The 18028-nt window shown below is 69.5% G+C and carries 19 protein-coding genes, 1 tRNA gene, 1 other RNA gene and 1 pseudogene; 11 read left to right on the forward strand and 11 right to left on the reverse strand.

Annotation, left to right across the window (positions count from 1 at the left end):
• Positions 1–128 (reverse strand): annotated as a pseudogene (locus ABN034_RS31225) (IS256 family transposase); the annotation flags it as partial.
• Here ABN034_RS31225 and ABN034_RS31230 point away from each other — a divergent pair.
• Positions 112–519 carry a tyrosine-type recombinase/integrase gene (locus tag ABN034_RS31230; protein ID WP_349694566.1) on the forward strand — a complete coding sequence of 136 codons (408 nt, stop codon included), beginning with the start codon at positions 112–114 and terminating at the stop codon, positions 517–519. The pseudogene ABN034_RS31225 and the gene ABN034_RS31230 sit on opposite strands and share 17 nt — an antisense overlap.
• A 248-nt stretch (positions 520–767) precedes the next feature.
• Positions 768–1832 carry a MerR family transcriptional regulator gene (locus tag ABN034_RS31235; RefSeq protein WP_349694567.1) on the forward strand — a complete coding sequence of 355 codons (1065 nt, stop codon included), beginning with the start codon at positions 768–770 and terminating at the stop codon, positions 1830–1832.
• A gap of 217 nt (positions 1833–2049) precedes the next feature.
• On the opposite strand, the gene ABN034_RS31240 is transcribed toward ABN034_RS31235, so the two are convergent.
• Positions 2050–2138, reverse strand: a tRNA-Ser gene (locus ABN034_RS31240).
• A gap of 119 nt (positions 2139–2257) precedes the next feature.
• Here ABN034_RS31240 and ffs point away from each other — a divergent pair.
• The 3 genes from ffs to ABN034_RS31255 all read left to right on the forward strand — a co-directional run bounded on the left by ffs (position 2258) and on the right by ABN034_RS31255 (position 6736).
• Positions 2258–2354: signal recognition particle sRNA small type (gene ffs, locus ABN034_RS31245), an RNA gene on the forward strand.
• 212 nt (positions 2355–2566) lie between these two features.
• Positions 2567–5167 (forward strand): DNA polymerase III subunit gamma and tau, encoded by a 2601-nt coding sequence (locus ABN034_RS31250; RefSeq protein ID WP_349694568.1) that lies wholly within the window; start codon positions 2567–2569, stop codon positions 5165–5167.
• 267 nt (positions 5168–5434) lie between these two features.
• The gene (locus ABN034_RS31255) at positions 5435–6736 is read left to right on the forward strand and encodes an MFS transporter (protein WP_349694569.1); all 1302 of its coding nucleotides are present in this window, start codon (positions 5435–5437) and stop codon (positions 6734–6736) included.
• Here ABN034_RS31255 and ABN034_RS31260 read toward each other — a convergent pair.
• Both ABN034_RS31260 and ABN034_RS31265 read right to left on the reverse strand, forming a co-directional pair.
• Positions 6696–7124 (reverse strand): hypothetical protein, encoded by a 429-nt coding sequence (locus tag ABN034_RS31260; protein ID WP_349694570.1) that lies wholly within the window; start codon positions 7122–7124, stop codon positions 6696–6698. The genes ABN034_RS31255 and ABN034_RS31260 overlap by 41 nt on opposite strands.
• Before the next feature lie 56 nt (positions 7125–7180).
• A complete protein-coding gene (locus ABN034_RS31265; protein WP_349694571.1) occupies positions 7181–7324 on the reverse strand; it encodes a hypothetical protein in 144 nt (47 codons plus the stop codon).
• A 396-nt stretch (positions 7325–7720) separates the two neighbouring features.
• On the opposite strand from ABN034_RS31265, the gene ABN034_RS31270 reads away from it, so the two are divergent.
• Genes ABN034_RS31270 through ABN034_RS31285 form a run of 4 tightly spaced genes read left to right on the forward strand, consistent with a single transcriptional unit; the run spans position 7721 to position 10210 of the window.
• Entirely contained in the window at positions 7721–8041 is a 321-nt protein-coding gene (locus ABN034_RS31270; protein ID WP_349325971.1) for a YbaB/EbfC family nucleoid-associated protein, read from the forward strand.
• Between the two features lie 36 nt (positions 8042–8077).
• A complete protein-coding gene (gene recR, locus ABN034_RS31275; RefSeq protein WP_349694572.1) occupies positions 8078–8677 on the forward strand; it encodes a recombination mediator RecR in 600 nt (199 codons plus the stop codon).
• Positions 8670–9467, forward strand: a complete 798-nt coding sequence (locus ABN034_RS31280) for a DUF5063 domain-containing protein (protein WP_349694573.1) — start codon at positions 8670–8672, stop codon at positions 9465–9467. Before recR ends, ABN034_RS31280 begins: the two co-directional genes overlap by 8 nt.
• A gap of 32 nt (positions 9468–9499) precedes the next feature.
• Positions 9500–10210, forward strand: a complete 711-nt coding sequence (locus tag ABN034_RS31285; protein ID WP_349694574.1) for a class I SAM-dependent methyltransferase — start codon at positions 9500–9502, stop codon at positions 10208–10210.
• Positions 10211–10300: 90 nt separating this feature from the next.
• Here ABN034_RS31285 and ABN034_RS31290 read toward each other — a convergent pair whose 3' ends face one another.
• Positions 10301–10786 (reverse strand): MarR family winged helix-turn-helix transcriptional regulator, encoded by a 486-nt coding sequence (locus ABN034_RS31290; RefSeq protein ID WP_349694575.1) that lies wholly within the window; start codon positions 10784–10786, stop codon positions 10301–10303.
• Positions 10787–10929: 143 nt separating this feature from the next.
• Between ABN034_RS31290 and ABN034_RS31295 the strand changes: the two genes are divergently transcribed.
• Both ABN034_RS31295 and ABN034_RS31300 read left to right on the forward strand, forming a co-directional pair.
• Positions 10930–12051 carry a ring-cleaving dioxygenase gene (locus ABN034_RS31295; RefSeq protein ID WP_349694576.1) on the forward strand — a complete coding sequence of 374 codons (1122 nt, stop codon included), beginning with the start codon at positions 10930–10932 and terminating at the stop codon, positions 12049–12051.
• Entirely contained in the window at positions 12048–12716 is a 669-nt protein-coding gene (locus tag ABN034_RS31300) for an alpha/beta hydrolase (RefSeq protein ID WP_349694577.1), read from the forward strand. Before ABN034_RS31295 ends, ABN034_RS31300 begins: the two co-directional genes overlap by 4 nt.
• Positions 12717–12783: 67 nt before the next feature.
• Here the strand turns inward: ABN034_RS31300 and ABN034_RS31305 are convergent, their stop codons facing one another.
• The 6 genes from ABN034_RS31305 to ABN034_RS31330 all read right to left on the reverse strand — a co-directional run bounded on the left by ABN034_RS31305 (position 12784) and on the right by ABN034_RS31330 (position 17960).
• Positions 12784–13329 (reverse strand): GtrA family protein, encoded by a 546-nt coding sequence (locus tag ABN034_RS31305; RefSeq protein ID WP_349694578.1) that lies wholly within the window; start codon positions 13327–13329, stop codon positions 12784–12786.
• A gap of 71 nt (positions 13330–13400) precedes the next feature.
• Entirely contained in the window at positions 13401–14225 is an 825-nt protein-coding gene (locus ABN034_RS31310) for an SAM-dependent methyltransferase (RefSeq protein WP_349694579.1), read from the reverse strand.
• Between the two features lie 180 nt (positions 14226–14405).
• Positions 14406–15167, reverse strand: a complete 762-nt coding sequence (dprE2, locus tag ABN034_RS31315) for a decaprenylphospho-beta-D-erythro-pentofuranosid-2-ulose 2-reductase (RefSeq protein ID WP_349694580.1) — start codon at positions 15165–15167, stop codon at positions 14406–14408.
• Between the two features lie 97 nt (positions 15168–15264).
• Complete coding sequence (gene dprE1, locus ABN034_RS31320) at positions 15265–16671, reverse strand: FAD-binding oxidoreductase (RefSeq protein ID WP_349694581.1); 1407 nt, start codon at positions 16669–16671, stop codon at positions 15265–15267.
• Positions 16661–17572: a decaprenyl-phosphate phosphoribosyltransferase gene (locus tag ABN034_RS31325; protein ID WP_349694582.1), complete on the reverse strand. Its 912-nt coding sequence runs from the start codon at positions 17570–17572 to the stop codon at positions 16661–16663. Before ABN034_RS31325 ends, dprE1 begins: the two co-directional genes overlap by 11 nt.
• 142 nt (positions 17573–17714) lie before the next feature.
• Positions 17715–17960 carry a hypothetical protein gene (locus ABN034_RS31330; protein WP_349694583.1) on the reverse strand — a complete coding sequence of 82 codons (246 nt, stop codon included), beginning with the start codon at positions 17958–17960 and terminating at the stop codon, positions 17715–17717.
• Positions 17961–18028: the final 68 nt, after the last annotated feature.

Genomic DNA, 18028 nt, shown 5'->3' on the forward strand with positions numbered 1-18028 from the left:
ACCTTGGGAGACTTACGCGACCAAGCCGGCAGGATCGCAGAGGAGAACCGCTTCCGCACCCCAGTGTCGGGACCGAGGCGCTTGTCGTTGACCCGCGGGGCACGCACCGTGATGGCTCCAGCGGCGGAGGAGCACTGGAAAGAGCAGGCAGCCGAAAGGACACGGGCCCGGCAGCTCTGGAAGGACGAGGGGTGGGTCTTCGCCAAGCGAACCGGAGAGGCGCTCAGCCCGAACATGGACTACCGGGAGTGGAAAGAGATCCTGGCTACTGCCGGGATTCGTGACGGCCGACTGCACGATGTCCGGCACACGGCCGCGACGTTCCTGCTACTGCTCGGCGTACCCGAGCGGGCTGTCATGGACGTGATGGGCTGGTCCTCGTCATCGATGGTCAAGCGGTACCAGCACATCACTGCGCCTGTCCGTATGGACATCGCCGAACGGGTCGGCGGACTGCTCTGGGCGGCCACGGAGGCGGAGGGTGACGACCCGAACGAGGTTCGAGTGGAGCTGCGTTAGTGCGTGATCGTCAGGCACCTATTGTGCTAGCCGGACGCGGATCTCGGGGCACGAACGGAGGCGGTCTCCATGCGCGATCTGTTCAGCGCGGTGACGCCTCCTAGCGACTCCTAGCCACCCGGATCCCTTCGGGCTCCCCGCGTCACATTCTTGCGGAGGAGCCTCCTTCGAACCTTGACCTTGACGTTGGGAAAGGCCGCAGGCTGGTGTGCGCCGGTCGAAATGACCGGTACGAGGAGGATGTTGAGGTGGAGCTACTCACTATCGGGGAGTTTGCTAAGGCGGCGGGCCTGACGCCGAGAGCGCTGCGCCTGTACGACCGGTTGGACCTGCTACCGCCGACTGCAGTAGATCCCGAGTCTGGATACCGGTACTACGACCCGGCGCAACTGGAACGGGCCCGCCTGGTCGCCTCACTCCGCCGACTCGGCATGCCACTGACCGACATCCGCACAGTCACTGAACTGGACCCTGCTGCGGCGGCAGACGCGATCAACACGTACTGGCAGCAGGTCGTCGCCGACACGGCCACCCGTGAACGCCTTGCCATCTTCCTCGTCGACTACCTGTCCGGAAGGAGCACGCCCATGCCTGACACCAACCCCACCCTCACCGTCCGCTACGCCGCCCGCACCGACAGCGGCGCCGTGCGGGGCAGCAACGATGACGCCGCCTACGCCGGCGAGCGACTACTGGCCGTCGCCGACGGGGGCCCAGACAGCGCCGCCGCCAGCACCGCTGCCATTGACGCCCTCAAGCCGCTGGAACTGTCCGGTGGGCAGGCTGCTCAACTGCTCACCATGCTGGCCGGAGCAGTAACCGAAGCCGACCGCAAGGTGCGCAAAACTGTGGTAGGCGACCAGCAGCCGATCACGACGCTGACGGCTCTCCTCCGGTCCGGCTCCCAGCTGGCGCTGGTGCACGTCGGCGACACCCGGGCATACCTGTTGCGCGGCGGTGAGCTGTTCCAACTGACTCAAGACCACAGCTACGTGCAGTCGCTAGTTGATCAGGGCAAGCTCGGCCGCGACCAGGCCGGCTCGCACCCGCAGCGAGGGCTGCTAGTGCGGGCCCTTGGTGCTGGCGACGGCCAGGTCGAGGCGGACCTGGCACTGCGGACAGCGATTGAGGGCGACCGCTACCTGCTGTACTCCGACGGGTTATCGACTGTCGTCGACCGAACCGAGCTGCAAACAGCACTTACCGATACCGACAGTCCCGAGGAAGCTGTACAGGAACTGATCGATCTCGCCTACGCCCAGGGCGCCCCCGACAACATCGCCTGTGTCGTCGCCGACACCGTGGCGGCATAGGCGAGGAGTCCGGCGTCCCCTCCCTGAGAGGACCTGGGGGTCAGGTGAGCCGGTGGGGTTCTTATGCCTGCCTGAGAGGGCCGTTGAGACCCTCGTTGAGACCCTGGAACATGCAGAGGGCCGGACGCTGAGCGTCCGGCCCCTCTGTCGGTCGTGCTCCGGAGGTCGGAAGCACGCTCTGACCTGCGAAACGTGGCTTCTGTTTGCTCTAGGAGACTGGCGGAGGATAGGGGATTCGAACCCCTGAGAGGTTGCCCTCAACACGCTTTCCAAGCGTGCGCCCTAGGCCAACTAGGCGAATCCTCCGCGCGAGAGATTACCCGCTCGGGTGCCGGCAGGCCGAACCGGCCCCGGGGCGTGAGCGACGGCGACGCTCCAGAGTCGCGGGTGCCCGATGAGGCGTCCGGGCCTCGCGTAGACTGCTGCGCGGCTCCCCGCGCGGCGGCAACTTGCCCAATCCCCCCAGGGCCGGAAGGCAGCAAGGGTAAGCAAGCTCTACCGGGTGCGCGGGGAGTCCTTCGTTGCCGCCGCCCGTTCCAGTCGCGGCACGCCCCCTGTGTCTTGGCCGCATGCCGGCAAGGTCCCCCGCGCCGCGCATCGCGGAGTCTTGGCGGCAGGGCTGAGTGCGCGCCGTCGCCGTGGCCGTGCCCGTGGCGTCGCTGATGTGCCGCCCTGGTGCGTCGCGTGTACCCGGGCGGGCCGAGTAGTCGGTGGACCGGACTAGGGTTCGTTGGATGGAAGCGCCGCTCGCTCTCTACCGTCGCTACCGGCCCGAGACCTATGCCGAGGTGATCGGGCAGTCCCATGTCACCGAGCCTCTCCAACAAGCGCTGCGCAACAACCGCGTCCACCATGCGTACCTCTTCTCCGGCCCACGCGGTTGCGGCAAGACGACCAGCGCCCGGATTCTCGCGCGCTGCCTCAATTGTGAGAAGGGTCCGACCCCCGAACCCTGCGGCACCTGCCAGAGTTGTCTCGACCTCGCCCGTGGAGGTCCGGGCAGCATCGACGTGATCGAGATCGACGCCGCGAGCCATGGCGGTGTCGACGACGCCCGCGACCTGAGGGAGCGCGCGTTCTTCGCCCCGGTCGCCGCGCGCCACAAGATCTACATCGTCGACGAGGCGCACATGGTGACCACCCAGGGTTTCAACGCCCTGCTCAAGCTGGTCGAAGAGCCTCCCGATCACCTGAAGTTCATCTTCGCCACCACCGAACCCGACAAGGTGATCGGGACGATCAGGTCGCGTACGCATCACTACCCCTTCCGGCTGGTACCCCCGAAGCTGCTCCAGGACTACCTCGCCGAGTTGTGCACGCGGGAGGGGGTCACCGTCGACCCGGGCGCACTGCCGCTGGTGGTGCGGGCGGGTGGTGGGTCCGTCCGCGACACCCTGTCGGTGCTGGACCAGCTCATGGGCGGTGCGGGCGAGGATGGCGTGACCTACGCCCGCGCGGTGGCGCTGCTCGGCTACACCCACGAGGCGTTGCTGGACGAGGTCGTCGACGCGTTCGCGGCGGGTGACGGCGCCGGCGTCTTCGCCGTGATCGACAAGGTGATCGAGTCCGGGCAGGACCCGCGCCGGTTCGCCGAAGACCTCCTCCGCCGCCTCCGCGACCTCGTGGTGGTGTCGGCGATACCCGACGCCGCGGCTCGTGGACTCCTGGAGGGGCCGCCCGACCAGGCCGAACGCCTGACCGGGCAGGCCGCCCGCTTCGGTGCCGCCGACCTCAGCCGGGCGGCGGACGTACTCAACGCCGGGCTGACCGAGATGCGCGGTGCGACGGCACCTCGCCTGCATCTCGAGCTGATATGCGCCCGCATGCTGCTTCCCGCCGCAGACCATTCTGAGCAGGGCATCTATGCACGGCTGGACCGGATCGAACGCCGGATGTCGATCATGGGGACCAGCGGGCAGGCCAGTGCGCCGGACACCCCATCTGGTGCCCCGGCATCGTCGTCACGGGAACGGTCAGAACGGTCCGCTCAGGACCAAAGATCCCGAGGCGTGGATCCCCACAGCCGGCAGGCGCAGGATCGGGGCGGCGACCATCCGGCCGAGTCGCCGCCGGGGAGTACCGACCGGCACGGCAGCGGCCCGCGAGCGGCGGGGCAGCGAGCCGAGGAGCAGGGCAGCGAGCCGGCGCGGGCATCGGGAAACCAGTCAGTGCCGGTCGACACCGGAGTCTCCGCAGCGGACGCGGGACGGTCAGCGGCCCCGGCCGCCGAGGCCCGACCAGTGAGCCCCTCACCCGTCAAGGCCGTGGATCCTGCGTCGGCCGGTGGGTCCAGCGGGTCGAGTGGGATGAGTCTCGCCGACGTACGCAGGCTGTGGCCGGATGTCCTCGAGACCGTCAAGAATGCGCGCCGCTTCGCCTGGGTGATGCTCAGCCAGAACGCGCAGGTCACCGGTCTCCATAATGATGTCCTCACGATCGGTCTCATCAATTCCGGTGCGCGTGACTCCTTCGCCCGCAGCGGAAGTGATGAGGTCCTCCGGAATGCGCTCCGCGAGGTGCTCGGGGTCGACTGGCGGGTGGAGCCGGTCATCGACCCGTCAGCCGGGGGCTCCGGTAGCTCAGGCACTGGGGGTGGACCGACCGCGGCCGGCCCGACCGGCGGCGGCCCGACCGGTGGCGGCCCGACTGGCGGCGGCCCGACCGGTGGCGGCCGCCCCACTGGTGGTGGTGGCACCGACGGGGGCGGTCCGGCTGGCGATACGCCGGGTGACGGCAGCGGCTGGAGCGGTAGTGGGTCGGACTGGGGAGGCTCGCTGGGAGGCGGCTCCGCCCGTGGACGCGCGGCCTCGGGCGCTACCCCGAGCGGTAGCGCGGCAGTGGACGGTGGAGCACGTGGCGCGGATGAAGCCAGCTCCGCAGGGGGTTCGGGAGGTGGGCCTACCGGACGCGGCGGTAGACCCGGCGGATCCGACGGCGGGGTGGGCGGTTCAGGCGCGCCGCGATCCGTTCCAGCGGCTGACCCCGAGCAGCGCCGCGCACACACGCACCAAGCCGCTGGCGGGACGCACTCCGAACCGCTGGGTGGGGCTTCCGCGGCACGGGGCGGGGCACGTACGCAAACGTCGGCCAGAGCTGGAGGCGCGGACTCGGGGCGCGGCGAGAATACCGGCGGTTCGGCATCCTCCGGACGTCCCGGCCGTGGCCGACGCGGCGTCGCGAGCCAAGGTCAGCCCGCCGACGAACCCCCCCATGACCCGGACGGCGACGTCGACCCTGACACCGACGGGACAGTCTCGGACTCACCGGCCTCGCAAACCGAACTCCTGGTCCGGGAGTTCGGCGCCGAGGTGATCGAGGAGCTTCCCGCAACCTGACGGGCAGGCCGTCCCCTGAGCCACCCACATCGGGCCACTCGCGGGCCGCCATCCCCGCCGGACCAAGGCCATCCGCCCGTGCGCCAGGGCGTACAACGGGTCGCCCAGCTACTCCTCGCCGCCACCGGGCGGATTGCCAGGCCGGTGGACGCCTCCACGGAGGATCTGTCCGATCATCTGACCAGTTATGCCGTGCACCGCATAGTGGCTCTTACCGGTGTGAAACCATGAGAAGTTGTGCGGAGACCTTCAAATCCCTTTTCAGGTATGCCCCGCGAGGTCCCGATCCTCGCAGCCATCTCGTTCGCGGTAGCCATCGGGTTTGGGGTCGTAGCTCCGGCCATCCCCGTTTTCGCGCGCCAGTTCGGGGTCGGCCACACGGCCGCCGCGGCGGTCATCTCGGCCTTTGCGTTCATGCGGTTCGTCTCCGCCCTGAGCGGTGGACGGTTGGTCGACCGGTGGGGAGAGCGCAAGGTCCTTACGGTGGGGATGTTCTTCGTCGCCGGGTCGACGGCCCTCGCCGGACTCTCCCAGAACTACCTCCAACTCCTCCTTCTCCGCGCGGTCGGGGGAATCGGCAGCGCGATGTTCACCGTCGCCGCCGTGTCGTTGCTGTTGAGGGTCACTCCCGCAGAGCTTCGTGGACGCGCCAGCGGTCTCTGGCAGGCGGGCTTTCTCATCGGTGGGTTGATGGGTCCGGTTGTCGGCGGGTTCCTCACCGATGTGTCGACCCGGCTTCCGTTCTTCGTCTACGGGGCCGCCCTGACCGTCGCGGGCCTGATCGGCATGATGTTCCTTGCCAAGGCGACGCTGCATGACCAGGAGCGAGGCAACCACCCGGACGCGATTTCGGAACGGACCACACTTCGCGAGGCGTTCCGCAACAAGGCCTACCAAGCCGCACTCGTCTGCAACCTCGGCACTGGGTGGGCGCTGTTCGGTGTCCGGTCGAGCCTCGTACCCCTCTTCGTCATCGAAGGCATCAAGCTCGGCGCGATCTGGATCGGCATCGGGTTCCTCGTCGGCTCGGCAGTGCAGACAGCCCTCCTGCTCCCGGCCGGACGCTTCGTCGACACGGTGGGGCGTCGGCCGGCCATGATCATGGGTGGCCTCCTCTCGATGGCTGCGATGTTGATCGTGACGTTCTCGACCGCTCTACCGACCTACCTGCTGGCTATGGCGTTGTTCGGCGTCGGATCGGCCTATCTGGGCGTCGCTCCGGGTGCCGTCGTGGGCGATGTGGTGCGAGGTCGCAGCGGGCAGTTGGTGGCGGCCTTCCAGATGGCGGCGGACCTGGGTGCGATCGTCGGTCCGCTCGTGGCGGGACTGCTCGCGGACAGCTTGTCGTTCGGTGCGGCCTTCGGCGCCACCGCGGGGATTCTCGTCTTCGGTCCGCTGCTCGCGCTGCGCATGCCGGAGACCCGCTGGAAACAGGGCGAAGGAACGGTCGTCGCAACGTCGACGGAGGTGCCGCTGGGGACTCCGACTGCTGATGCTGGGCCGGAGGCCCCTGCCGCGAGCACCGACCTCAGTCGATCGCAGGACGGATCCCGAGGGCCGTCCTCGTGAGGTCCCGGTCGGTGAATCGCGCGCTGTCGATCGTGACCGACACGGCGACGCCAGGCGCCTGAAGCCAGAACACCTGATCTCCGCTCCGGTAGCCCGGGTGGCCGTGGTGCTCGAACGGCTCGAGCGGCCACTCATCGCCGCGCTCGCGGTAGTCGGCGAGGTAGTCGCGGAGAGCCTTCAGATCGCTGAGTGACGTGCTGCGCAGGGTCTTGACCGTGAGGTCGACGGAATAGCTCCCTGAGTCGTCAGGTCCGCGCTCCCAGACCCGGCTGCGGTGCGTGACGCCTTCCCATTCGTAGGTGAAATCGGAGACATGCGGACCCAACCCGTCGGGAAGGAAGCCGATCTCGAACCCGTCAAGGATGCGCGGGACGCTGTCGTCGACCACGTCACGGCCTTCCTGCTCCGCCTCGGAACCTGCTCTGCTCCCACCGGAACCGGCATCTAGCGTGGCGCGAGCCGACGGGCCCCCGGCCGGTCGGGTGGCATCGCCGCCGTCGCCGGCGAGGCGACGGACACCTGCGCCAGGACGGTCGCTGCGACCCCGATGACGATCGAGGCACAGGTGAGTCTCGTTGTCGTGAACATCTTGTCCTCCACGAAGAGTCGTCGTGCCGGCGGCACTGGACTAGGGGTGCCGGCGGCGGTGCGTCCCATCGTTGGGTGAGCGAGGCTGGAGGGAGGCGGTGCGAGCTGAGCCTGTGGACAACTACGCCGATCGCGCCGCTGTGGACAAAAGCTTGCACCGCGTACGGACCAGTTGAACGGGAGCGCCCTCACCAGCGGGCGTCCGGCCGGCAACCGCCCCAACCACGGATCCGTGCGCGATCGGGGGTCTCACCCCCCGTGGGGGTGGGGCATCGTAGGCTCGACCTACGCAGTCATCCCGCCCGCACCATCTCGTCCAGACCGGTCCACCGGGACGAGACTCCAGCTGTGGCCGAGACGAGGGAGATCATCGTGTTCCCTGGCGGAACGCCCGACATGCAGCAGCTCCTGCAGCAGGCTCAGCAGATGCAGCAGGACCTGATGTCAGCGCAGGACGAGCTGGCCCAGACCGAGGTCAAAGGCACCTCCGGCGGCGGACTGGTCACTGCGACGGTCAACGGCGTGGGCGAGTTGCAGCGCCTCGAGATCAAGCCCGAGGCCTGCGACCCCGACGACACCGAGACCCTCGCCGACCTGGTGGTCGCGGCGGTGCTCGACGCCGGCAACAACGCCAAGTCCGTGGCGTCACAGAAGCTGGGCCCACTCGCCGAAGGACTCGGCGGCCTGCCCGGCGGGCTCGGGCTACCCGGCCAGTAACACCCGAGCGCCGGCGGAGAGAGCAGAGGTCGCAGAGTGTACGAAGGTGTCGTTCAGGACCTCATCGACGAGCTCGCCCGTCTGCCCGGCATCGGCCCCAAGGGCGCGCAACGCATCGCGTTCTACCTGCTCGCCGCCGACGCGATCGACGTACGCCGGCTCGCCGATGCACTCGTCCAGGTCAAGGAGAAGATCCGGTTCTGCGACGTATGCGGCAATGTCGCTGAGGAGGAGCAGTGCCGGATCTGCCGTGACGCCCGACGCGACCCGGCCGTACTCTGCGTCGTCGAGGAACCGAAGGACGTCGTGGCGATCGAACGGACCCGGGAGTTCCGCGGCCGCTATCACGTCCTCGGTGGAGCGATCAGCCCGATCGAGGGGATCGGCCCCGACGACCTTCGCGTCCGCGAGCTGATGACCCGCCTCGCTGACGGTACGGTCCAGGAGGTCATCCTGGCGACCGACCCGAATCTCGAAGGTGAGGCCACCGCAACCTATCTCGCCCGCCTGCTCGGCCCGATGGGGTTGCGGGTCACGAGGCTGGCGAGCGGGCTGCCGGTGGGTGGCGATCTGGAGTACGCCGATGAGGTCACGCTGGGTCGTGCGTTCGAAGGAAGGAGGTTGCTCGATGCCTGAGGCGACCAACGATCGTCCGGCGACACAGGCCGGGGCGTCGGGGCAGCGGACCTCCACCCGGACGACCACGCATCCCAGTACGCAGCACACCACGGAGATCACCACACAGGACACCGCGCAGGACACCGCAGGAGAGGTAAGCCGAGCCGGGGGACCGGCGGGAGAGAATGCGATGACGACGACAGACCCGGGGGTTGAGCACGTGCCAGAAAGCGATGTCGAGGACTTCGCGCAGGAGATCGCCGACCAGGTGGAGAGCTTCCTGATCGCGCTTCGCGAGATCGCGCGCGCGGAACACCACGCGACGGCGGTCCCCATGCTGCTGCTCGAGGTGAGCCAACTCATGTTGGCGGGTGGCCGGCTCGGTGCGATCACCGATGTCGTGCCGGTCGAGCGGTTCGAGCCTGACGCTGGTCCCGATCCTGATCTCGACGAGCTGCGCGAGCGCCTCGGCTACCTCCTCGCCGATGTGGACGTCTACACGGAGGTGTTCGATCCGTACGGCCAGCAGGTCGAGCTCCTGCACGGTCGGCTCTCGGACGATCTCGCCGGTATCGCGTCGGCGCTCGTCCACGGGCTGAAGCACCACCGAGCCGGACGGATCGACGAGGCCCTGTGGTGGTGGCAGTTCTCCTACCTGTCGAGCTGGGGGGCCGAGGCGGGTGCGGTGTTGCGGGCGCTGCACTCGGTGGTTGCGCACGCCCGCCTCGATTCCGGGTCGGACGAGCCGAAGGCCGGCACCGAGGACGGCCTGGCGGCCGAGTCGTTGAGCGACGCACGCCAGTCCTGACGTTCACCCGAGCCGTCGTGGGGAGAGCCGTCGTGGAGTGTGCCGTCGTGGAGGGTGAGCCGAGCGCCGCCGACGCTGGCACTGATGCCGCCGAGGAGTACTGGGATCAGTACTTTCGTACGCTCAGCGAGGCCGGCCGAGATCTCGACTGGGAAGGGCGGTGGACCGAACCGTTTCTCGCGCCCCTGCGTGAGCTGGGTGGGGCGCCGCACGTTCTCGAGCTCGGGTGCGGCACCGGCAACGACGCCGCTCGGCTGGCCGACGCCGGTTGCGCCGTCACCGCTCTCGACCTGTCCGGTGAGGCGATCGCCCAGGCGCGGCGGAAGTTCGGCGCCCGGGCCACGTTCCTCGTCGCCGACATGGCGGAGCCGTTGGCGTTTCCGGACGGTGCCGTCGACGCGGTGATGTCCAACGTCGCGCTGCACCGGTTCGACGCCGCGGTGACGCGCGCGATCTTCGCCGAGATCGCTCGGGTCGTGCGGCCGGGCGGGTTGTTCCTGTTCCACGTCAACGCGCGAGAGGACCGCCCGTTGCGGGCGCGTCGCTATCCGGTCGTACGCCAGGTCGATGACGATCTCGTCCTCGAGCAGGGCGCCGGTCTGATGAGGTTCTTCTCCGAGGCCTACCTGCGGGAGCTTCTGAGGGACTGGGAGGTGGAGTCCCTCGACCTGGTGGAGATCCTGGAGGAGGGGACGGGAACGCCGTTCAAGTACGTGTGGCGGGGTGTGGCGCACCGCAGGTAGGAGAAGCGCCTGGGGGATGTTGGCGGACCGCCAAACGGTCCTCCCTCTCGGACAGCCGGCACGTGGCGTGTCCGATTCGCCGCCGTCGCGTCAGATCCGCGCCGGTCCTGCCGGTGGGGTGTTGGCTTCGCGGAGGGTACGCATGGCAGCGGCGAGCGCCGAGGACGCCTCGGGTCCGAGTGGGCCCAGCACCCGGCGGCGGAGGATCTCGGCGCAGGCGTGCCGGGCTTGTGCGGCGACCTCGCGACCGTGGTCGGTGAGGACGGCGTAGATCACTCTCCGGTCGGTGTCGCAGGGCTCCCGCCGGATCAGCCGGCTGGCGACGAGCCGGTCTGCGACCTTGGTGAAGCCGCCGCTGGACAGCGCCGCCTCCCGTGCGAGCCGGGTCATCGGCATCCGGAAGTCGGGCGACCGTACGAGCCGGAGCAGGATGTCGAACGGCGCCGGTGCCAGGCCGAAGCGCTGGGCGATCTCGTCCATCAGCCCCGCCTGGGTGGCGAGGTAGCCCTCGATCACGAGGCCCCACCAGGTGACGATCTCGTCGTCGTCGATGGCGTCGCGTGCGTCGTCGCCCATCTGCCGCCTTTCGCGAGGTCTCGCGCGGGTCAAGGAAAGCCTAGCGCGCGAACATCTTGCGAGCAGATATCTTGCGCGGAAGGTAAATGGATCGTATCGTCGACTCCGAGACCGGGAGGTCCACGACCTGAAGGTGATCCACCATGACTGGCAGCAACCCTCACGGCGGCAGCGGCCCGGCGACCAGCGGTTCCACGTCTGGCGGCTCCACGGCGAGCGGTTCCACGGCGAGCGGTTCCACGGCGAGCGACTCCAACGCCAGTGGTTCCACGTCCAGCGGCTTCACGACCAGCGGCCTGCACCACGTCACCGCGATCGGTGGTGACCCGCAGCGCAACGCCGACTTCTATCTCCGCACCCTCGGCCTGCGGCTCGTGAAGACCACGGTCAACTTCGACGATCCGGGCACTTATCACCTGTACTACGGCGACGAACTGGGCCGTCCCGGGTCGCTGATCACGTTCTTCCCCTGGCGGGACGCACCGCGCGGGCGGCGAGGCGTGGGTCAGGCCACGACGACGGCGTTCTCCGTACCGGAGACGTCGATCGGCTGGTGGAAGCAGCACCTGCAGTCGCAGGGCGTCGAGGTCAGCCAGGTCACCAACCGCGACCAGGAGGAGGTCCTCACCCTCCGCGACCCGGACGGCCTGGACATCGCCCTCGTCGCGCATCCTCAGGGCGACCCGCGGGACCCGTGGAACGCCGGACTCGTCCCCGGTGAGCACGCCATCCGCGGACTGCACTCGGTGACGCTGTCGGTGGCGCGCGAGGAGGCGACCGCCGCGATGCTGGTCGACGGCCTTGGCCTGCGGTACGACAGCGAGGGCGCGAACCGGTTCCGGTTCGCCGCCGGTGAGGGTGGCCCTGGCGCCTACGTCGACGTCGTCGTCACGCCCGACGCCCCGCGTGGTCTGGTCTCCGTCGGCACTGTGCACCACGTCGCGTGGCGGGCGCCCGACGAGGCGACCCAGGTGGCGTGGCGCGAGGAGCTGCTCGAGGACGGCGTGCAGGTGACGTCGATCATGGACCGGCAGTACTTCCGTTCCATCTACTTCCGCGAACCGGCCGGCACGCTGCTGGAGATCGCGACCGACCAGCCCGGCTTCGCGATCGACGAGCCGCTGCTCGAACTCGGCCGGGCGCTCAAGCTGCCGCCATGGCTCGAGCCCAACCGCGAGCAGATCGAAGCGATGCTGCCCACGCTCAACCTTCCCAGTGAGAACGATCCCCGCCCCGAGCCGCAGCCGCAGGGTGGGCCGGCATGACGACCCCAGGCTCGCCGTCGTCCTCTGCACCGTCCTCGCCGGCGGCAGCGTCGCTCTCCCTGGAGCACCGGTTCGTGGCCGGCGAACCGACCGCGCCGGTGGTCCTCGCACTCCACGGCACCGGCGGATCGCCGGAGGACCTGATGGAGCTGGCGCGCTACCTCCAGCCGGGTGCGGGCGTGCTCGCCCCGGCTGGCCCGGTCTCTGAACGCGGCGCCGCCCGGTGGTTCCGGCGTCTCGCCGAGGGGGTGTTCGACGTCGACGACGTGATCGCGCGCGCGCATCAACTGGCCGAGTTCGTCGTCGCCGCGCGGCAGGCGTACGCCCTGGGCAACCGGCGGATCATCGCACTCGGGTTCTCCAACGGCGCGAACATCGCCACCGCGACGGTGCTGTTGCGCCCCGACGTGCTACGCGAGGCGGTGCTGTTCGCCGCGATGATGCCGGTGCCGGACCCGCCCGACCATGACCTGTCAGCCAGCCGGGTCTTCCTCGCCAACGGCACCCGGGACCCGATGGCACCACTCGATTCCGTCGTACGTCTGGAGAGGGCGCTGCTCACCCGGTCCGTCCAGGTGCAGGTCTTCCGCCACGACGGTGGCCACCAGATCCCACTCGACGCCGCCGCCGCGGCACGAGAATGGGTGGGCACACCAGGGGAGTGAGGGCGCCCCTCAACGCGACGTCCGCTCCCACAGCGAGCCCGGCCAGTCGCCGGCAGACCGCGGGTCGTCAGGTCTCGATGTCGCCGGAGGCAGACGCCCTGACGCGCGGGTCACGGCCCGCCGAACTGTCGGTGGGAACGGGCAGGCCGGTGTGCGGATCGACCGGTGGCAGGTCGGGCGGCAGGAACACCCACCGCTTGTAGGACCAGAAGCGAAACAGCGACCCGAGGCCGAGTCCGATGACGTTGGCGGACAGGTTGTAGGCCAGCGGCCCGTCGAACCGCAGGATGTAGACGGTGAAGCCGACGACGGCCAAGGCGATCGCGAGGCCGACCGCGTTGAGGGCGAAGTAGCGGACGTACTCGGTCGCCAGCCCCTGCCGGGCACGGTGCCGCCAGGTCCAGAACCTGTTGCCCAGGAACGCCACCGTCGCCGCGACCGCCACCGAGATCGTCTTGGACGTGAGCGGGCCGAGGTCGAGGCCGAACCGCAGGACATTGGATCCGGCGATGTCGATGACCGCGGCGATGCCGCCGACCGTCCCGAACTTCGCCAGCTCGGCGACGAGGTGCTCGAATCGCCGCCACACCCAGATCCACCGCCGAAGACTCACCCGCCGAACGTTAACCCACGCGGGTGGCGAACCGGCCCGCCACGACGGAATGCCGCGGCGTTGGCTCACCCCTAGGGCTTGCGGGCGACTCCGCAGAACGCCCACCGGGATCCATCGCTGTCGGCTGCCTCGGGATCGTCGGCACCCCAGAGTCCGATGTGGGTGAGTCCCGGCTCGGCGCCCTCGTAGGGCGACACCAGCTCCAACCCGGCGAAGAGGTTCGCGATCTCAGCCTTGGAACGCAGGTGCAGCTGCTCGGTCGCCTTCTCGTAGATCTCGCGCACCTGCTCGGCGATCACCGGCGATGTCTTCTCCGTCGTACCGTGCGAGAGGGCGAGGTAGCTTCCCGACGCGAACTCCGACATGTAGCGCCCGATGAGCCCCTGGGGGTCGTCCTCGTCGGCGATGAAGTGGCAGACCGCAACGAGCATCAACGCGACGGGCTGAGACAGGTCAAGGTGGTCGCGCAGCTCTGGATCGTTGAGGATGGCGTCGGGATCGCGGAGATCACCCGAGAGGAAGATGGTGTGGGGGGTGTCGGCGATCAGCGACCTCGCGTGGGCGATGACCATCGGGTCGTTGTCGAAGTAGACGGTCCGGACGTCCGACGCGCCCGCCTGCGCGGCCTCGTGGGTGTTGTTGCGGGTGGGGAGGCCCGCACCGATGTCGATGAACTGGCGGATGCCCGCCTCAGCCGCGAGCCACTTTGCCGAGCGTTGCAGGAACCCGCGGTTGGCCCACGCGGCGTCCTCGAGCTCAGGCGCGGCCATCCGTACCAGCTCGGCCGCTCTCCGGTCGACCTCGAAGTGCTCGGTGCCGCCGAGGTAGTAGTCGTAGAGCCGACCGGCGCTCGGGATGGTCGGATCAACACCAGGGGGAACGGCGTCTGTCGTCATGTCGGCCTCCACGCGAAGATCGTCGCGAGGCAGTCTGCCATGATCCGTACGTTCTCGCTGCCCCGGTGCACCCCACGTCCGGTGGGCCGAAGGACCGTACAGGTTTCGGTCATTTCCTCCGCGCTGGGTTCGAGCACGGCCCGAGATCCGGCGCTCTCGGTCAAGCGGCCCGTCGGCTGGTCAGCGCGGCAGCCGCCGCCAGACGGCCCGGGGGAGTACGCGCAACACGGCGAAGAGAGGGCCGAGGCCCGCGGGCACCCAGACCGTCTCCCGCCCGGTCGCCAGGCCGTCGACCACCGCCCGCGCCACGTCGTCGGCTCCGATCGCGAAGGGCCCGTCGGGCATGCCCGTGGTCATCTGCGTACGGACGAAGCCGGGGCGGACCAGCAGCACCCGCGCACCAGAGCCGGCGAGCGCATCGCCGAGTCCCTGGGCGAACCCGTCGAGACCGGCCTTCGCGGCGCCGTAGACGTAGTTGGCCTTGCGGACGCGGGCTCCGGCAGCCGACGACAGCACCACCAGCGTCCCGTGGCCCTGCGTCCGGAGGACCCCGGCGACGGCGAGGTTCGCGGACACGTGGCCGGCGAAGTTGACGACCGCGGAGTGGGCGGCACCCGCCGGGTCGGCTTCGCACGCCGGTGTCGACCCGAGCACGCCGACCGCGTCGATGACGACGTCGAGATCGCCGGCCAGGGCGACCGCTCGCGCCACGGCATCCTCGTGCGTCTCGGGTGCGGCGATGTCGAACTCGAGCGGCTCGACCAGGGTCGCTCCCGCGGCGTGGAGCGCCTCGACGGTGGTCTCGTCCGGCTTACCGTCGCGTACGGCAAGGACGACGCGCCGCGCACCCCGCGCGACGAGGGCCCGTACGATCGCGAGGCCGATCTCGCTGCGGCCGCCCAGAAGCAGGACGGACGTCACCGCGCCGACCGCGTTCTTCACTCGTGGCCTCCGGGGACTGATCGGGCGTGGGTCGAGAAGGAGCCGCGCGCACGCGGCAGTCCAGGCGTACGCACAGAACCAAGCCTGCCGTCCCAGGTCAGAGTTCGAGGCGGCGGGCCAGGTCTGAGGCTAGGACACCGCTCGGATCGACCCGGTCCCGCACCTTCCGCCAGGCGGCCAGCTCGGGATACATCGCGGGGACGAGTTCGGCGGACAGCGTGGAGTCCTTCGCGAGATAGACCCGCCCACCCGCCGCCACCACCCGCGCGTCGAAGTCGCGCAGCATTCCCGCCAGCCGGGTGTCGCCGAGCGGTAGGTCGAGCGCGAGCGTCCATCCCGGCATCGGGAACGACAGTGGCGCGGGATTCGCCGGCCCGAACCGCTTCAGGACCGCGAGGAACGACGCGACCCCCGCTGCCGCCAGGTCGGAGACGATCGAGCGGAGGGCGTCGACTCCGGCGTACGGCACAACGAACTGGTACTGCACGAACCCGCGCCGCCCGTAGAGCCGGTTCCACCCCGACATGCCGTCGAGCGGGTGGAAGAACTCCGCCAGGCCCTGGATCTCTGCGCGTCTGCCGACCCGCCCGCCCGGCGACTTGTGGAACCACAGCTCGTTGAACGCGCGGACCGTCACCGGGTTGAGCAGTCCGGCCGGCACCCATGGAGGGGCGGCGAGCCGCGCCTGTGGGTCGAACGCCAGCGGTGTGACCCGCGAGCGGCGGGGCAGCTCGGCCACCTGGGCGTGCCGTCCGCGGGTGAGCACACTTCGCCCCACCGCACGTCCGCGCGCCAGGAGATCGATCCACGCGACGGTGTAGTGGTAACGATGGTCGGTGGCGGTCATGAGGGCGAGCGCTTCGTCGAGGTTCGCCGCGCGCTCGGTGTCGACCCGCATCCGTGAGGTCTCGACCGGCAGGCACCGGAAGGTCGCGTCGACCACGATCCCGGTCAGTCCCATCCCGCCGACGGTCGCCCAGAACAGTGCGGGGTCCTCGCCCGGTTCGGGTCCGACCTTCACCACCTTGCCGCCGGGAAGAACCAGGGTGAGCCCGAGCAGCGCGGCGCCGAACGACCCGTCGACATGGTGGTTCTTGCCGTGGATGTCAGCGGCGACCGCTCCGCCGACGGTGACGAATCTGGTCCCGGGGGTCACAGGTACGAACCAGCCGGCGGGCACCAGATCGCGCATCAACCGGTCGAGGCTGAGGCCGGCCGACGCGGTGACGATGCCGTGCTCGGTGTCGATGGTGAGCTGGGGTGCGAGGCCGGTGCAGTCGACGACGAGTCCGCCGGCGTCCTGGGCAGCGTCACCGTAGGACCGGCCGAGGCCGCGCGCGATCACACCGCGCGGCGGGGGGTCGGCCAGGAGCGCGGCGACGTCCTCGACCGACCGGGGGGTCGCGACCCGCGCGGCGGTGGCCGACGTGCGGCCCCATCCGGTGAGCAGCCGGATCGGCGCGTCGCCGCCCGTGGAGGTACGGGGCCCGGGCTCAGACGACATAGACGCCGATCGCGAGGCAGCCGGCGAGCGCAACCCCCGACAGGAACAACAGCCGGTCGGAGAGCACCGTCTCCTCCGGTTCCTCACCCGATCCGGCGTCGACCAGCATGGCGTAGCGCAGGATCCCCACCGAGAACGGCACGATCGACAGCCCGAACGCCAGCCTGGACATGCCGACGTGCTGGTCGAACGCCCACAGGCAGTACGACACGAGGAGGGCCCCGGACGACGTCGCTCGTACGTACCACAGGAACTCTCGGGTGTAGAGCTGCAGCGTCGCCCGCGACTCACCCCGGCCGCCGTTGCGGAGTTCCGCCTCCCGCTTGCCGGCGACCATGAACAGCGAGCCGAGGGTGGCGACGATGAGGAACCAACTCGACACCGCCACGTCGACGGCCGCCGCGCCGGCAACCGCGCGGAGGACGAAGCCGCCCGCGACGCTCACCAGGTCGAGGATCGGGAGGTGTTTGAGAGCGAGGGAGTACGCGGTGGTGAGGACGACGTACGCACCGATCACGGCGGCGAGGTGCCAGCTTCCGGTGAGAAAGGCCGCGGCGGTCCCGGCGGCCAGGCACACCGCCCCCGTCGTGTAGGCGAGGCGCGCCGACACGATCCCGGCGGCGACCGGGCGGCGCCGCTTGCGCGGATGGGCCCGGTCGGCGTGAGCGTCGCGAGCGTCGTTGATCAGATACGTACCGCTCGCGACCAGGCAGAACGCTCCGAACGCGATGGCGACGTCGAGGATCGCGTCCACCTGGGTCAACACGCCGGCGGCGGTGGGTGCGGCGAGGACGAGGACGTTCTTGATCCACTGGCGGGGACGGCAGGCGCGGACCAGCCCGCGCAGGCGCGATTCCGGTAGGGGCGTGGTCGTCGCCCGTTCCGGTGCGGCCGTCGTCAAATCGCCCAGCTCCCTCGAATCCCGCTTCGCCGAATCCTAACCGCGCTTCCGATGCGTTCACCGCGTCCCGTGCGTTCACCGCGAACGGGACCAAAACTCAGCCGATTTCGCCCACGGGCCCACCCCGTGATCATGATCCTGATCATGAAGGTTCTGAGGTGATATAGCCCTGTTTCCTTTCATGGAACGGTTTCCCTTCATGATCACGCAGGCGGGTCGGTGAAGACACCGCAGACAGCGGGCAGCGCAGGCGGGCAGGCAGCGCAGACAGCGGGCAGCGCGGGCCGGCAGGCAGCACGGGCAGCGCAGGCGGGAAGCGCAGGCGGGAAGCGCAGGCGGCAGGCGTGATCATGAAGCCGTTCCGGGTCATGAAGGCGTAAAGGCGCATAGCGCCCACTGCTCTTCATGATCACAATCATGATCACGGTCGGAGCGCCGTTGGATCGGGTGGGAGGC

This window comes from Actinopolymorpha sp. B11F2 (assembly GCF_040195635.1).
Taxonomy (GTDB): domain Bacteria; phylum Actinomycetota; class Actinomycetes; order Propionibacteriales; family Actinopolymorphaceae; genus Thermasporomyces.

What these genes read in the sequence shown, in the direction of transcription:
- ABN034_RS31290 (WP_349694575.1), bottom strand. Translation starts at nt 10,786, where the DNA reads ATGGGCGACGACGCACGCGACGCCATCGACGACGACGAGATCGTCACC.
- ABN034_RS31300 (WP_349694577.1), top strand. Translation starts at nt 12,048, where the DNA reads ATGACGACCCCAGGCTCGCCGTCGTCCTCTGCACCGTCCTCGCCGGCG.
- ABN034_RS31270 (WP_349325971.1), top strand. Translation starts at nt 7,721, where the DNA reads ATGCAGCAGCTCCTGCAGCAGGCTCAGCAGATGCAGCAGGACCTGATG.
- ABN034_RS31250 (WP_349694568.1), top strand. Translation starts at nt 2,567, where the DNA reads ATGGAAGCGCCGCTCGCTCTCTACCGTCGCTACCGGCCCGAGACCTAT.
- ABN034_RS31230 (WP_349694566.1), top strand. Translation starts at nt 112, where the DNA reads ATGGCTCCAGCGGCGGAGGAGCACTGGAAAGAGCAGGCAGCCGAAAGG.
- ABN034_RS31255 (WP_349694569.1), top strand. Translation starts at nt 5,435, where the DNA reads ATGCCCCGCGAGGTCCCGATCCTCGCAGCCATCTCGTTCGCGGTAGCC.
- ABN034_RS31330 (WP_349694583.1), bottom strand. Translation starts at nt 17,960, where the DNA reads ATGCGCCTTTACGCCTTCATGACCCGGAACGGCTTCATGATCACGCCT.
- ABN034_RS31265 (WP_349694571.1), bottom strand. Translation starts at nt 7,324, where the DNA reads ATGTTCACGACAACGAGACTCACCTGTGCCTCGATCGTCATCGGGGTC.
- dprE1 (WP_349694581.1), bottom strand. Translation starts at nt 16,671, where the DNA reads ATGTCGTCTGAGCCCGGGCCCCGTACCTCCACGGGCGGCGACGCGCCG.
- ABN034_RS31280 (WP_349694573.1), top strand. Translation starts at nt 8,670, where the DNA reads ATGCCTGAGGCGACCAACGATCGTCCGGCGACACAGGCCGGGGCGTCG.
- ABN034_RS31295 (WP_349694576.1), top strand. Translation starts at nt 10,930, where the DNA reads ATGACTGGCAGCAACCCTCACGGCGGCAGCGGCCCGGCGACCAGCGGT.
- ABN034_RS31310 (WP_349694579.1), bottom strand. Translation starts at nt 14,225, where the DNA reads ATGACGACAGACGCCGTTCCCCCTGGTGTTGATCCGACCATCCCGAGC.